The organism is Pseudomonas sp. P7548 (genome assembly GCF_013386585.1).
Classification (GTDB): Bacteria; Pseudomonadota; Gammaproteobacteria; order Pseudomonadales; family Pseudomonadaceae; genus Aquipseudomonas.
The window spans coordinates 72,763-85,098 of record NZ_JACARO010000042.1 but is presented as its reverse complement, the minus strand read 5'-3'; the positions used below and the strand labels follow the sequence as shown (position 1 = coordinate 85,098).

Annotated in this window: 13 protein-coding genes and 1 pseudogene; 4 read left to right on the top strand and 10 right to left on the bottom strand. The window is 60.8% G+C overall.

The window, feature by feature from the left end; translation table 11 throughout:
* From HX803_RS18220 to HX803_RS18210, 3 genes are all read right to left on the bottom strand, one after another.
* Window positions 1-891, bottom strand: coding sequence for an AraC family transcriptional regulator (locus tag HX803_RS18220; protein ID WP_178922270.1), 891 nt, complete (start codon window positions 889-891; stop codon window positions 1-3).
* 186 nt (window positions 892-1,077) lie between these two features.
* Window positions 1,078-3,147, bottom strand: coding sequence for a TonB-dependent receptor (locus HX803_RS18215; RefSeq protein ID WP_178922268.1), 2,070 nt, complete (start codon window positions 3,145-3,147; stop codon window positions 1,078-1,080).
* Between the two features lie 100 nt (window positions 3,148-3,247).
* Window positions 3,248-4,102, bottom strand: coding sequence for a helix-turn-helix domain-containing protein (locus HX803_RS18210; RefSeq protein WP_178922266.1), 855 nt, complete (start codon window positions 4,100-4,102; stop codon window positions 3,248-3,250).
* A gap of 110 nt (window positions 4,103-4,212) precedes the next feature.
* Here HX803_RS18210 and HX803_RS18205 point away from each other — a divergent pair, with 110 nt between their 5' ends.
* The gene (locus tag HX803_RS18205) at window positions 4,213-4,623 is read left to right on the top strand and encodes a hypothetical protein (protein ID WP_178922264.1); all 411 of its coding nucleotides are present in this window, start codon (window positions 4,213-4,215) and stop codon (window positions 4,621-4,623) included.
* Window positions 4,624-4,677: 54 nt separating this feature from the next.
* Here HX803_RS18205 and HX803_RS18200 read toward each other — a convergent pair whose 3' ends face one another.
* Window positions 4,678-5,025, bottom strand: coding sequence for a hypothetical protein (locus tag HX803_RS18200; RefSeq protein ID WP_178922262.1), 348 nt, complete (start codon window positions 5,023-5,025; stop codon window positions 4,678-4,680).
* A 104-nt stretch (window positions 5,026-5,129) separates the two neighbouring features.
* Between HX803_RS18200 and glsB the strand changes: the two genes are divergently transcribed.
* Window positions 5,130-6,038: a glutaminase B gene (gene glsB / locus HX803_RS18195; RefSeq protein WP_176995631.1), complete on the top strand. Its 909-nt coding sequence runs from the start codon at window positions 5,130-5,132 to the stop codon at window positions 6,036-6,038.
* Between the two features lie 164 nt (window positions 6,039-6,202).
* On the top strand, window positions 6,203-6,907 hold the full coding sequence (locus HX803_RS18190) for a hypothetical protein (RefSeq protein ID WP_178922260.1): 705 nt from the start codon (window positions 6,203-6,205) through the stop codon (window positions 6,905-6,907).
* A 71-nt stretch (window positions 6,908-6,978) separates the two neighbouring features.
* On the opposite strand, the pseudogene HX803_RS18185 reads toward HX803_RS18190, so the two are convergent.
* A pseudogene (locus tag HX803_RS18185) lies at window positions 6,979-7,445 on the bottom strand (signal peptidase II).
* Between the two features lie 72 nt (window positions 7,446-7,517).
* On the bottom strand, window positions 7,518-7,757 hold the full coding sequence (locus HX803_RS18180) for a DUF6124 family protein (RefSeq protein WP_178922259.1): 240 nt from the start codon (window positions 7,755-7,757) through the stop codon (window positions 7,518-7,520).
* Window positions 7,758-8,128: 371 nt separating this feature from the next.
* On the opposite strand from HX803_RS18180, the gene HX803_RS18175 reads away from it, so the two are divergent.
* Window positions 8,129-8,449, top strand: coding sequence for a hypothetical protein (locus HX803_RS18175; protein WP_178922257.1), 321 nt, complete (start codon window positions 8,129-8,131; stop codon window positions 8,447-8,449).
* Window positions 8,450-8,816: 367 nt separating this feature from the next.
* Here the strand turns inward: HX803_RS18175 and HX803_RS18170 are convergent, their stop codons facing one another.
* From HX803_RS18170 to HX803_RS18155, 4 genes are read right to left on the bottom strand one after another with little or no spacing between them, the layout of a single operon-like run.
* On the bottom strand, window positions 8,817-10,085 hold the full coding sequence (locus HX803_RS18170) for an FAD-binding oxidoreductase (RefSeq protein WP_178922255.1): 1,269 nt from the start codon (window positions 10,083-10,085) through the stop codon (window positions 8,817-8,819).
* The gene (locus tag HX803_RS18165) at window positions 10,082-10,834 is read right to left on the bottom strand and encodes an amino acid ABC transporter ATP-binding protein (RefSeq protein WP_176995635.1); all 753 of its coding nucleotides are present in this window, start codon (window positions 10,832-10,834) and stop codon (window positions 10,082-10,084) included. Before HX803_RS18165 ends, HX803_RS18170 begins: the two co-directional genes overlap by 4 nt.
* Complete coding sequence (locus HX803_RS18160) at window positions 10,831-11,499, bottom strand: amino acid ABC transporter permease (RefSeq protein ID WP_178922253.1); 669 nt, start codon at window positions 11,497-11,499, stop codon at window positions 10,831-10,833. The genes HX803_RS18165 and HX803_RS18160 overlap by 4 nt, the downstream gene beginning before the upstream one ends.
* Window positions 11,496-12,278, bottom strand: a complete 783-nt coding sequence (locus HX803_RS18155; RefSeq protein ID WP_178922251.1) for an ABC transporter substrate-binding protein — start codon at window positions 12,276-12,278, stop codon at window positions 11,496-11,498. Before HX803_RS18155 ends, HX803_RS18160 begins: the two co-directional genes overlap by 4 nt.
* Window positions 12,279-12,336: the final 58 nt, after the last annotated feature.

Here is a 12,336-nt window from a genome sequence, read left to right as displayed (position 1 = left end):
TTATTCCAGCGCGCCGCGCCGGGCATCGCGCGGCAGTACGCCGTACTGTTTGCGAAACGCCACGCTGAAGTGGCTGATGTTGCTGTAGCCGAGCATCGAGGCGGTGTCGGTCACCCCATGGTGCTGCAGCAACTGGCGCGCCTTGCCCATGCGTTCGCGCTGGAACAGCGCGTAGATGCTCACATCGAACATGGCCTTGAACCCACGCTTGAGCTTGAGCTGGTTGAGCCCGGTCTCGCGGGCCAGTTGTTCGATGGTGGGCGCGGCGCTGAGGTCCATCAGCAGGCGTTCGCGGGCGGCCAGCAGTTGCTTCTGTTCGCGCCGGGAAATCTGCTCGCTCTGGTCCTTGGGGTTGAAGGCCTTGAGGTGCCAGGCGAGGAATTCCAGGCTGGCCGAGTGCACCAGCAGCGGCGAGGCTGAATCATCCCCCAGCAGGCGTTCCAGGCGCAGGGCGGCGTCCTTGATGCGCTGGTTGCCGTGGGTGGTGTGCAGGCAGAAGTTGCCTTCGATGCTGTCGCCCAGCCGCTGGTAATCCTCGCCGGCCAGTTCGCTGAGGCGCTGGGGCGTGATGCGCAGTTCGAGGTTGCGATGGGCGGGGGCGAATTCCAGCTCGAAGCGTTCGGCGGGGGCGAAGCTGGTCATCAGTTGGTCTTTGCCCAGGTGCAGGCCTTTGCGGCCGACGCGCACGTCGATATCGCCGTTGAGCATGCAGCTGAAGTGCAGGTGAGGGTTGTCGTCGATGGTGCTGATGCGCACCGAGTCCGTGGCGTTGAAGGTCACCAGGGAGACTTCCAGGCCGGGTTGGACCACCTGGGTTCGCACGTGACAGCCGGGCGGGCCGGCCTGGGGCGCGGTTTCGTCAAAGAAGGTGGAAGCGCGAAGCTGGTACATGGTCGTCCTCGCAGGCAACCGCCCAGGAGACCTGGGCAGGGGGCAGACGGCTCGCAAGTGTCCTTGTTCCTGCGCGGGCCCCTGTTACGGAGAGGCCAGCGCATTGCCCGGAAATCCCTGCGAGCATTCAAGATGGATCGCAGGCTATTACTAATTGTTCTCATTTGCAAGGTTGTAACGTTAGTCTCAGAACTCCATGCCCACCCGCACGCCCAGGGTACGCGGCTGTCCGGCGATGACCATGCCGTTGGCCATGGCGCGGGTGAAGTAGGTGGTGTCGCCCAGGTTCTTGCCGAACAGGCCGATGGTCCATTGCTTGAGGCGATAATCGATGTTGGCGTCCCACAGGGTGTAGGCGCCCTGGGACAGCGTGGCGTTCGGGTACAGATAGGATTGCCCCTGGCGCGTCAGGCCGGTGCCGACGGTGATGTGGTCGGTGGCCGCCCAGTCCATCGACACGCCGTAGCTGTGCTTGGGTGTACTCGGGAACTGCTTGCCGGAATAGTCCACCGCGCCACGGGTGTAGTCGTCGAACTGCGCCTCAAGCAGCGCGGCATAGGCATTGACCTGCACCGACTCCACCGGACGCACCGTGGCGGTCAGCTCCAGGCCTTTGTTATGGGACTTGCCGGCGTTGCTGGTGGAGGTCTGGCCGCCGCCGTCCTCGACGATTACCTGCTGATCGCGCAGGCGGGTGTAGAACACGTCGGCGCCGACTTCCCACACCTTGCTCGGCGCGCGGTAGCGGTAGCCCAGCTCGGCGTAGCTGCCGTATTCCGGGTGGTAGGCATCGCCAGCCGCGCTGGCGGTGGTGGAATAGGTATTGAAGCCGGAAGCCTTGTAGCCGCGCGCCAGCACCAGGTAGGTGAAGTGCTGGTCGTTGGGGCTGAACTCCAGGCTGAAACGCGGCAGGGCCACGGTTTCACTGACCTTGCGGTCGTTGAACGATTCCAGGCTGGCGAAGCTGGTGTCGGGCACGCCGTCGCCATCGCTGTCGAACATGCCGCCCTGGGTGCTGCTCCAGTCCATGGTGCGACGGTTGTGTTCCACCCGCAGGCCGACGGCGGCGCGCCATTGCGGCTGGAAGCGCCAGCCCAGCTCGCCGAAGGTGGCCACGGTGTCACCCTCGACCTTGGCCTTGGTGGCGCTGAGGAAAGACGGGCTGAGGTCGAAGGTGTAGGGTGCGTCGCGGCGCACATGGGACAGGAAGCCGCCCACCAGCCAGTCGATGTTGCCGTTCTGGCCGTTGAGCCGGGCTTCACCGGTGTACTGACGGGTCTTCATGTCGTAGCCGGCAGTGCCGCCGAAGATCGATTTGGGCAACCAGTAATCCCACTCGGTCTGGTTGGCGCCGACGTTGACCACCAGTTGCGTGTCATCGGCAAAGCGCTTGCGGTATTCGCCGGTGAACAAGGTGTATTCGGTGTTGTTGGTGCCGGCGTCGGTGGCGTTGGACTGGTACTTTTTCGCCAGGTCGCGGGTGGCGAAATAGTCGTTGTCGCCATGGGTGTTCATGTGGTGCAAGCCGAAGCGCCACTCGCCGCCGTCGTCGTCCAGGTGCAGCAACTTGATACGGCCGAAACCGCTGTCCCAGCCGGCTGTGTCGTGGCGGCCGAGGGTGGAGTTGGCGATCATGCCATCGTTCTTTTCGCCGCCGACGGTCACCCGTACGGCGGTGTTTTCAGTGAGGGGCAGGTTGCCGGTGACCTCGGCGCGCTGCTGGTTGTGGGTGCCGTATTCGAGCTTGACCTTGCCACCCGCCGTGAACTCCGGGTCTCGGGTGCGCAGGGCCACCAGGCCGCCCATGCTGTTTTGCCCGTACAGGGTGTTTTGCGGGCCGCGCAGGATTTCCACTTGGTCGATGTCGTACAGCTGGCCGAGCACCAGGCCATTCATGGGCACGCCGTCGATGTACACGCTGTTGCTGATGCTATCGCCTTCATCATCGGAAAAACCCAGGCCACGAATGGTCAGCGACGGCGTGTGCTGGGTGAACGTGCTGAAGTACAGGTTGGGTTGGCGCTGGGCCACTTCGCCAAGGGTGTCGAGGTGGCTGTCCTCGATTTTTTCGCCCTTGACCACGCTGACGCTGTTGGTGGTCTTGAACTGCGGCGTGTCCTGCTTGGTCGCCGTGATAACCGTGGCATCCAGCTCATCGACGGTCACATCGGCGGCCGTCGCCGATTGCATCAGCGGCAGGGTGCAAGACAAAAACAAGGCACAGCGTACGGCTTGGGAGAGGGAAGAGCGTTCCATGGTGTCCACGCCTGAAGGAGAATGGCGCAAATGATACGGGTTCTCATTTTCCGCACTACCCGATTCGGGTCTTAAATCACCCGATTGCAGTGCAACGTAGCTAGCCTTTTGCCTCCTTTAGCGCAATGGCCGCGGGGGACGGCGCGTTCAGGGCCCCGGCACGGTCTGCCAGGTAACGCGCTGGCGGTTGTCCGACGGCCTTGCGGAACATAGTGATAAAGCCGCTGGCGTTCTCATAGCCGAGGTCCAGCGCCACCGTCTGCACGCTCTGGCCCTTGGCCAGGCGTTGCAACGAGAGGATCACGTGCAACTGCCGGCGCCAGCGGCCAAAACTCAGGCCCAGTTCCTCCAGCAACAGGCGCGTCATGCTGCGTTCACTCATGCCGATGCGCACCGCCCATTGGCTGAGCGTGGCCTTGTCGGCGGGTTCGGCCAGCAGGCTGTCGGCCAGGCGACGCAAACGCGGGTCCTGGGGCATGGGCAGGTGCAGGGCCTCGATGGGCGCGGCCGCCAATTCATCCAGCAGCGTGTTGATCAAACGGCCCTGGGCACCGTCCTCGTCATACAGCAGCGGAAAACTCACGGCCTTGCTGATCAGCTCATGCAGCAAGCCTGACACCGCCAGGGTGCAGCATTGCGGGGGCAGGGCGCAGGCGGCGTCGGGGTCGATCAGCAGGCAATAGACTTCGGCTTCGCCCGAGCCGCGGGCCGCATGGGAGACGCCGCCGGGAATCCACAGCGCGCACTGCGGCGGCACGATCCAGATGCCCGCTTCGATCTCGCAATGGATGACCCCGCGCAGGGTGTACAGCAGCTGGCCCTTGCGGTGGGCGTGCTGCGCATGCTCCCAGGCATCCGACGTGCTGGTGGCGCCCACGGCCACCACGGCGCGGGGGAATTGATCCGCATCCTTGACCATCGAGCGGTCATGCATTTCAAGACGGTGGTGTTTCATGGCGGGCATCACAGCTTGGCTGAATTGCGAAACAGTCTGGCTATTTTGTGCAATGCCGTCCAGTAGGTCGATCGCTATAGTGAGATCCATTCTCAACAAGGAGCTCTGCCATGCGACTCGACAGCACAACATTCCCGGTGGTGAAAATCGTTTTCGACGCTCCCAACGAAGGCGGCCCGGCTGACGCTTTCCTGGTCTTCGAAGGCCTCCTGGCCCGTCAGCAAGCCTTTGTGCTGCTGCATGAAAAAGCCGTGGATGAAAGCAACCACGAACACTCCCACGAAGAGCGCAAGCACGCGTCGATCTGGATGAAGAAAAACAAGCCGGCGCTGCGGGCCTACGTCAAAGGCATGATCCAGGTGGAGCCCAGTGCGGCCAAGCGCCTGGCCTTCAAGCCGTTTGCCGTGACCTTCGGCAAGGCCTGGGGCTACCCGCTGCTGGTGGTGGAGTCCCAGGACCGCGCCTGGGCGCTGGCGCGGGATGTACTGGATGAGCGGGTGTCGGATGTGGCGCATTTCTAAACAACACCACAACCTGTAGGCGCCGGCAAGCCGGCTCCTACAGGTTGTGGTGGGTCAGTCCACGCAAATCGCACGGCCCAGCTTGCCTTTCTCCACGGTTGCCGAGCAGCCGAAGTGGCTATTGTCCACCTGGCATGCGCCGGTCACTGGGCCTTTGTTCGACTGGGTGGTGACGCTGGTCTGGCACTCGCCTTCGCACTGACTCGAATCGGTACAGGCCTTGCCTGCGTCCTTGTACGGCGTGATGCACTTCCAGGTCTGCAATTTGCCGACTTGCTTCATGCTGCCACCACCCGCCAGGCAGGTAGAGGCTGCGGAATCCTGAGCGGGTGGCGCAACTGGTGGCGTAGCGGTGCAGGCGGATATCAGCAGCAGGGAGGCAAGGGCGAGTGGCAGTTTCATTCGGGAGGTCCTGAGTGCAGAGGTGGCGCGCATCTTAGCACTCGCTTCAGGTATCCTCCGCGCCCCGCTTATCACCGATTCAAAGACAGATGACAGGACAAGACATGCAGGCAATGCTTTCGTCGATCCTCGACGAAGTGCGCCCCCTGATCGGCCTCGGCAAAGTCGCCGACTACATCCCCGCACTCGCCGATGTGCCCGCCAACCAGCTCGGTATCGCCGTGTACGGCAACGACGGCTCGGCCTATTGCGCCGGCGATGCCGACACCTTGTTCTCGGTGCAGAGCATTTCCAAAGTGTTCAGCCTGGTGCAGGCCATCGACCATGGCGGCGAAACCATCTGGGAACGCCTGGGCCACGAGCCTTCCGGACAGCCGTTCAACTCCCTGGTGCAGCTGGAGTTCGAGCGCGGCCGGCCGCGCAACCCCTTCATCAATGCGGGTGCGCTGGTAATCTGCGACATCAACCAATCGCGTTTTGCCGTGCCGATTCTGTCGATGCGCGACTTCGTGCGGCGCCTGTCGGGCAACCCGCAGATCCTGGTCAACAGCGTGGTCGCCGACTCCGAAGCCCAGCACGGCGCGCGCAACGCCGCCATGGCCTACCTGATGAAATCCTTCGGCAACTTCCACAACGACGTGGACGCCGTGCTGCACAGCTACTTCAACTACTGCGCCCTGCAAATGAGCTGCCTGGACCTGGCCCGCGCATTCAGCTTCCTGGCCAACGAAGGCGTGAGCGCCCACAGCGGCGAACAGATCCTCACCGCGCGCCAGACCAAGCAAGTCAACTCGATCATGGCCACCAGCGGGCTGTATGACGAAGCGGGCAACTTTGCCTACCGCGTTGGGTTGCCGGGCAAGAGCGGCGTGGGCGGCGGGATTGTTGCGGTGGTGCCGGGGCAATTTACGGTGTGCGTGTGGTCGCCGGAGCTGAACACGGCGGGGAACTCGCTGGCGGGGATGAAGGCGTTGGAGTTGTTGAGTGAGCGGATTGGGTGGTCGGTGTTTTGAAAGTTTAAAAATTTTAGACAGATCGATCAGGTGTCAGCTTGGCCAGTATATTTGTGCTGGACGCAGTGATGGCTAATTGATACTTTTGCTCGCTGAATTTTAAGTCATTATTGGTTTTTCAAGGAGATAGTGTGATGCATTGGGATAGATTTATGGACAGTGTCTTGCGCAAGTTTGATTCTTTTCTGAATGGGCCTTATCAGATCAAGTTTATCAAGAGGTTGTTTGGTTTGGGGGTGCTGTTGATAAGCAGTGTTTTGGGATATAAGTTTTTTGGTAGCGCGAGTGCTGAGTTGAAAGGAGCTGGATATTCAGTTTCCTGGAAGGCTGACGTGGGGCCGGAAATGATATTTTTTTATGTCGGAGCGGTATGTGTATTTATTTCTATATTTTTTTATTGGAGGTATTTGGAACGGATGCCTCGAACGGCATTTGGCGGCGCTTTGCTTGGTCTGGTGCAGAGCGGTTTGGCAGGGGTCAGTGACTATAGCCTACAATTGGCGGTTAAATCGGATTATAACTTCCAAGGCGATCCGAATTTCATTAGAGCCGTAATGTCCGGGCCCGAGCCATTATCGGGTATGTATGATTATAGAAGCGGTAGAAGTTATTTGGATCTGGTTCAAGGGCGTTTTGTTTTAAAGGATGCCAAGAAGGCGGATTTCAATGCCAAGCTGTCCACGTGGTTTTATTTTTTACTTGGCCCTTTGGCGTTAGTGTTTTTTCAATTCGGGCTTTTCCTTTGCGTGGAAAAACAATGGGGCGATGCCGCTGCCAGCTTCTTAGCGTTTTTTTGTTTGGCGCTGCTAGCTTGGAGTGCTTTAACTACATATTCGTCGATCTCGGCGGCGCGAAGGCTTGCAAAATAGAAAGATAGACTAAGCAACTCGCTGAACTCGCAGGTTAGGCTTTATGCGGTTTTTACCAATGATTCACGCATCTAGAGTAGTGCCCCGGCAGTGATGGCGATATCGGCAATATTGAACACCCCGGTATGTGTCGGGCGAATGTTCAACACCATGTAGTCGACCACATGACCGTCGTGGAAAATACGGTCGATCAGGTTGGCGAGACCGCCCAGGGCGATGGTGTACAGCGGCAGGACTTTACGCAGCGGTTGGCTCCATTTGGACAGCGACCACCACATCGCCCACGCCACTGCGACGGCAACCCCGACGATAAAAATCAGTTGCTTGACCTGCGGCGGCAACGCCGCGCCCAGGATCAGAAAGGCGCCTGGATTCAGGCTCAGTTCCAAGGCGAGGTTGAGAGGTTGGAGCCGAATTTGAAGCTGTTGGTTTGCAGTGAAATCAGGGCCAGTAGTTTGACGAGTTGGTCCATTGCAATGAAGGCGAGGCCTGCGAAGAGGGCGAAGGTGCGGCCTCGCAGTAGGGACGACGTGCTCAAGCGGTAACTTCCTGTTCCAGGTCGGTCAATAAAGCGTCCGAAGATAGCTCAGACGCCTTATATCGTCTACGTTCAAGTGGTTGGATGGGCCTCGTCCAATGCCCTGTTCACTAAGAGTTGCACGCCTTCCAGCATGCGGCAGATACCCAGCGCCACGTTGCGTTGAGCACCGTTGACTTCAAATGCCAGGTGGGCCGCGATGTCATTGATGGAGGCCAGGTCTTGGGATGCGTTGGCCAGCAAGGTTTCTGTGTCTAAATCGGAGCGGACAGTGAAGAGTGTTTCTGGGGGAATTGGAGTGTTTCTGATCATGGTGAAGCTCCTTTGTAAATGGGGCTGCCACGATTCGCGGTCAATCGAAGAGGGTGGCAACTGTACGCGGGTTGACCGACCGGCCCAAAGAACAAAACCGGCATACCCGAAGGTATCCCGCGTACAGCTGCCGCTACACGATACATCAGACGTAAAAAAACGCCTAAGCTCGGTGTTGGCGCAGTTGCTCTTTGAAGTCAGACGGTCAAATCCGGCCGCTGAATTGGCAGCGACGGCAGGGAGGTTAGCCAGCGAAGTTCCGAGCGACAACCTGAAAGCCTTGTCGGAAAAGTCCGAGAGGAGCCAATGTAGATGACGAGTGATACGCTGCGACTCAGGGATTTTCAACCCCATCTCAATTGGATCTTTTCATGGCCTATGAACTCCATATCGCTCGTACGCAAAGCCACGTAATCACATTTGAAGAATGGCGTGCGCTATGCGCCAATGACCCTTCAATGACGTTGCAGGATGAAGTGACGGCCGTTAATCCCACCACGGGTGCGACCATTTCCATCGGTGGTCACCAAACCGCGTACTGGACCTCTCCCACGACGCAACAGGCTTACTATTTCGACTACCGCCGTGGCGAAATTTCCTTCGTGTACAGCGACGAGGCCTTCGTAAAAGCTAAGTCCATTGCTCAGGCCCTGGCTGCCAGGATCAGGGGCGATGAGGGGGAGGAATATTGACTATCCGATTCTCCAGAAAAGGCGATCCAGTGTGGGAGCTGCGGTGCGACGATTCGACTTGCCTGCGATAGCGATACATCTGCCAGCACCTCCAGTGGCTGATACTCCGCCATCGCGGGCAAGCCCTAATGCCAGTCAGTTAAGGAACCAAAGGGCAGCCAGGTTCTTGTAGTGAGCGGGCTTGTCGAATCGTCGCACCGCCCGCGCTGGGTGGCACAGCCGCCCTAAACCTGTGGCAGCGTTCTTCCAGACAGAATTCGGTTGTCTGGTTTGGGGGCCGCTTCGCAGCCCAGCGCGGGCAAGCCCGCTCACTACAGAGGTCGTGTTGCGCTTAACTGATCGGCATTAAGGCTTGCCCGCTCCCATATCAGCTCACATTGAGCCGATCCAGCAGGCTGTACCACGCCACCCCCGCGCCGATGTAGAAGCGCTGCAACCCATGCATCGGCAAACGCTGCAACGGCGTGACCGGGTAGGCAAACTCCGCGCTGTTGTCACACAAACGCCCGGCCAATTGCTGCCCCAGGCTGGTACACAACGCGATGCCTCGGCCATTGCAACCCAGCGCCAACGTGAGCCCCGGTGCCGGTTCGTGAACGTGGGGCATGAAGTCCCGTGTGATCGCGATCCGCCCGGCCCAGCGATACTCGAATTCCAATGGCCCCAGTTGCGGAAACAGCAGCGCCAGTGAGCGCTCAAGGTGAGCAAAATCCGTGGGGTCAGTGGGGTCGTTGAACAACCCGCGTCCGCCCATCAGCAAGCGCCCATGGCTGTCTTTGCGGAAGTACAACAACAGCCGCTGAGCAGTGGACACCGTTTCCTGCCCCGGCAAAATGCTCTCGGCCGCACGCCCACTCAACGGCTTGGTGGCGACGATAAAACTGTTGGCCGCCAGGATGCTCTGGGCCATGCCCGGCCACAGGTTGCCGCTGTAGCCGTTGGTGGCCAGCACCACGCGATCCGCCGTGACCTGGGCACCGCCAGCCGTCTGCAATTGCCAGCCAGAACCCTGGCGCTGCAAGCCCGTCACCGCACTTTGCCCATGAATCCGCACACCCGCCGCCAACGCCGCGCCCACCAGGCCGCGCGCGTAGGCCAAGGGTTGAATCGCCCCGGCGCGGCCATCGAGCCAACCACCGGCAAAGGCCTCGCTGCCCATGCGCGAAGCCACTGCTGTGGCGTTCAAGGCCTGCACCGGCACGCCACGCCGCGCCCATTGCTCGGCCCGTGCGTGCAACCCGGCCACGCCTTTTTCGGTGTACGACACCTGCATCCAACCCTTGCGCACTGGGGCGCAATCGATGCGGTGTTTTTCGATCAACCTGAACACCAGGTCGGCCGAATTCGACACGGTGGAAATCAACGGTTCGGCACGCTCTGGCCCGTACATCTGCACCAGCTGTTCCGGGTCGTATTTGAGCGTCGGGTTGACCTGCCCACCATTGCGCCCGGAAGCGCCCCAGCCCGGCTCGTTGGCTTCCAGCACGCACACGCTCACGCCACGTTCGGCCAAGTGCAGGGCGGTGGACAGGCCGGTATAGCCGGCGCCGACAATTGCCACATCCACCTTCACCGACTCACCCAGCGTCGGGGTTGGCACGGCCGCAGGAGCGGTCGCTGACCACAATGACTTCATGACAGGCTCCGCGTATCGCCGGTGGGGTGCAGCACGCGGCGCAGGAAGTCCTGGGTGCGCGGTTGCTGCGGGTTGCCCAGCACTTGCTCGGCCGGGCCGCTTTCGACGATGTAGCCGCCGTGCAGGAAGCACACGCGGTCGGCCACTTCCCGGGCAAAGCCCATTTCGTGGGTGACCACGATCATGGTCATGCCTTCGTCGGCGAGGGTGCGCATCACCGCCAGCACGTCGCCCACCAGCTCAGGGTCGAGGGCCGAGGTGGGTTCGTCGAACAGCATGGCTTCGGGTTTCATCGCCAGGGCGCGGGCGATGGCCACGCGTTGTTGCTGGCCACCGGAGAGTTGTTCCGGGTAGGCATCGGCCTTGGCGCTCAGGCCGACTTTTTCCAGCAGCACCAGGGCTTCTTCGCGGGCCTGCTGTACGGGTTCACCTTTGACGTACACCGGGCCTTCCATGACGTTTTCCAGCACGGTGCGGTGGGGGAACAGGTTGAAGCGCTGGAACACCATGCCCATGCGGCTGCGCAGGGCGTGCACGGTCTTGCTGCCGCGCTGCACGGTTTCGCCGAACACGTTGATGTGCCCGCCGTCATAGGCTTCCAGCGCATTGATGCAGCGCAGCAGGGTGGACTTGCCCGAACCCGACGGCCCGATCAGGCACACCACTTCGCCCTTGGCCACGTCCAGGTCGACGCCGTGCAGAACGCGGTGGCTGCCGTAGTGTTTTTGCAGTTGGCGAATCTCGATCATGCTTTTTTCCTCCGGCCCAGGTGCTGTTCCATGCGGCGCAGGCCATACACCAGCGGCAGGCTCATCAGCAGGTAGAGCAGGGCGACCAGGGTGTAGACGGTCATGTTCTGGAAGGTCGACGAGGCGATCAGTTGGCCCTGGCGGGTCATCTCCGCCACGGTGATGGTGGACACCAGGGACGAGTCCTTGAGCATCATCACCAGCGTGTTGCCATAGGGCGGCAAGGCGATGCGAAACGCTTGGGGCAGGATCACCCGGCGCATCATCAGCACCGAGCGCATGCCCAGGGCTTCGGCGGCTTCACGCTGGCCCTGTTCCACGGCAATGATGCCGGTGCGGAAGTTCTCGGCCTGGTACGCCGAGTAGGCGATGCCCATGCCGATCACACCGGCATAGAACGCGGTGAGGTGCACGCCCATGTCCGGCAGCACGAAGTAGATGTAGAACAGCTGCACGATGATCGGCAGGCCACGGATCACGTTGATGATGGTGCTGGCGGTCCACGACAGCGCACGGATCGGCGACAGCTTGAGCAGCGCCAGCACCAGGCCGATGGCGCTGCTGAGCAGGAACGACAGCACGGTGATCTGGATCGTCACCCAGGCGCCTTGCAGCAGGATCGGCAGGAAATCCTGGGCGTTTTGCAGGAACTCAGCCGGGTTCATGGGCGCACCTGGGTATCAAGTCCCCACTTCTTGAGGATGCTGTCCAGGGTGCCGTCGGCCTTGATGCTGGCGATGGCGCTGTTCAGGCGTTCCAGGGTTTGCGTGTCGCCCTTGCGCACCACCAGGCACACTTCGCCGACGTTGGTGGGCTTGTAGTCGGCGGCCAGTTTCACGCCTTTGAACAGCTTCTGACGGATCTGGTACGCCACCACCGGCTGGTCGCCCACGGCGGCTTTAATGCGGCCCAGGGACAGGTCGCGAACCATCTCGCCGATGGAGTCGTAGGTGCGGATTTCCTTGAAGATGCCGAGCTTGTTCAGTTGGTCATAAAAGATCGTGCCGGCCTGCACGCCGACCACTTGGTCTTTGAGGGGCGTCAGGTCGGGGTAGCTGGCGTTGTCGTCGGCGTTGATGATCAGGCCTTCACCGTAGGCATACACCGGGGCGCTGAAATCGACGACCTTGGTGCGCTCCTCGGTCTTGAGCATGCCGGCCGAAATGAAGTCCAGCTTGCCGGAGGTGAGGGAGGGAATCAGCGCGGCGAAGTTGGTCTGCTCGATCTGGCTGGTAAATCCACCGGCCTTGCCCACGGCCTCGGCCACGTCGACCATCACCCCCTGAATGCTGTTGCTCTTGATGTCGAGGAAGGTGAACGGCGAACCACTGGCCGTTGCACCGACTTTGTACGAGGACGCACTTTCTGCGTGCACGGCGGTGACACACAGGGCGGCACAGAGACCGAAGGCGAGGCGGCGAAACAAGGGCGAAAGACTGTTCATCGGGTTACTCCAGAAGGAAAACGGAAAGTCAGTACCGCAAGCGGCTGCCGATGAAAAC

What these genes read in the sequence shown, in the direction of transcription:
- HX803_RS18155 (WP_178922251.1), bottom strand. Translation starts at nt 12,278, where the DNA reads ATGAACAGTCTTTCGCCCTTGTTTCGCCGCCTCGCCTTCGGTCTCTGT.
- HX803_RS18170 (WP_178922255.1), bottom strand. Translation starts at nt 10,085, where the DNA reads ATGAAGTCATTGTGGTCAGCGACCGCTCCTGCGGCCGTGCCAACCCCG.
- HX803_RS18215 (WP_178922268.1), bottom strand. Translation starts at nt 3,147, where the DNA reads ATGGAACGCTCTTCCCTCTCCCAAGCCGTACGCTGTGCCTTGTTTTTG.
- HX803_RS18160 (WP_178922253.1), bottom strand. Translation starts at nt 11,499, where the DNA reads ATGAACCCGGCTGAGTTCCTGCAAAACGCCCAGGATTTCCTGCCGATC.
- HX803_RS18200 (WP_178922262.1), bottom strand. Translation starts at nt 5,025, where the DNA reads ATGAAACTGCCACTCGCCCTTGCCTCCCTGCTGCTGATATCCGCCTGC.
- glsB (WP_176995631.1), top strand. Translation starts at nt 5,130, where the DNA reads ATGCAGGCAATGCTTTCGTCGATCCTCGACGAAGTGCGCCCCCTGATC.
- HX803_RS18165 (WP_176995635.1), bottom strand. Translation starts at nt 10,834, where the DNA reads ATGATCGAGATTCGCCAACTGCAAAAACACTACGGCAGCCACCGCGTT.
- HX803_RS18210 (WP_178922266.1), bottom strand. Translation starts at nt 4,102, where the DNA reads ATGAAACACCACCGTCTTGAAATGCATGACCGCTCGATGGTCAAGGAT.
- HX803_RS18180 (WP_178922259.1), bottom strand. Translation starts at nt 7,757, where the DNA reads ATGATCAGAAACACTCCAATTCCCCCAGAAACACTCTTCACTGTCCGC.
- HX803_RS18175 (WP_178922257.1), top strand. Translation starts at nt 8,129, where the DNA reads ATGGCCTATGAACTCCATATCGCTCGTACGCAAAGCCACGTAATCACA.
- HX803_RS18205 (WP_178922264.1), top strand. Translation starts at nt 4,213, where the DNA reads ATGCGACTCGACAGCACAACATTCCCGGTGGTGAAAATCGTTTTCGAC.
- HX803_RS18220 (WP_178922270.1), bottom strand. Translation starts at nt 891, where the DNA reads ATGTACCAGCTTCGCGCTTCCACCTTCTTTGACGAAACCGCGCCCCAG.